The organism is Nguyenibacter vanlangensis (assembly GCF_013376155.1).
GTDB classification, from domain to species: domain Bacteria; phylum Pseudomonadota; class Alphaproteobacteria; order Acetobacterales; family Acetobacteraceae; genus Gluconacetobacter; species Gluconacetobacter vanlangensis.
The window spans coordinates 1-618 of record NZ_JABXXP010001168.1 but is presented as its reverse complement, the minus strand read 5'-3'; the positions used below and the strand labels follow the sequence as shown (position 1 = coordinate 618).

Here is a 618-nt window from a genome sequence, read left to right as displayed (position 1 = left end):
CGACAGGCGCAGCGCCTCGGCCAGCCGCGCCAGGGTCGCCGCCGAACAGGCGACCGGCCGCCCCTGCTCCAGCCAGGTGTACCAGGTCGTACTGATCCCGCAGAGTTGCGCCACCTCCTCACGCCGCAACCCTGGCGTGCGGCGACGGCCCGGCATCGAATACATCCCCGCGTCGGCGGGCGACAGGGCCTCGCGCCGCGCACGCAAAAACGCCCCCAGCGCCCGGCGCGGATCGGATGGCGGCATTGCGATACGAAGCGTCATGGTGGTTTTCATACCCGTATAAATTTAGGTCTTATACTCGATTATAAGCCATACCATCCTGCCTGCGCCGCCGGACAGCCGATCCGGGCAGAACGCAGGAGCCCCCATGACCGAGACGCACCAGGATTTCACCGCCGAACGATACGGCCCCCGCGCCGCAGAATACGTGGCCAGCACGGTCCATGCCGATGGCGCCGACCTGGACCAGATCGAACGATCCGTCGCCGGCCGGGGGCTGGAAACCGTGCTGGACCTGGGCTGCGGCGGCGGCCATGTCAGCTACCGCGCCGCCCCCCATGTCGGCCAGGTCACGGCCTGCGACATCACGCCGGACATGCTGGACGCCGTGGCGCG

The 618-nt window shown here is 68.8% G+C and carries 2 protein-coding genes; one reads left to right on the top strand and one right to left on the bottom strand.

The genetic code is table 11. The annotated features are described in order from the left end of the window. On the bottom strand, positions 1 to 264 hold a 264-nt coding region (locus HUK84_RS21920), incomplete at its 3' end, for a helix-turn-helix domain-containing protein (protein WP_246285830.1). A gap of 106 nt (positions 265 to 370) precedes the next feature. On the opposite strand from HUK84_RS21920, the gene HUK84_RS21915 reads away from it, so the two are divergent. Beyond that, on the top strand, positions 371 to 618 hold a 248-nt coding region (locus tag HUK84_RS21915; protein ID WP_176642007.1), incomplete at its 3' end, for a class I SAM-dependent methyltransferase.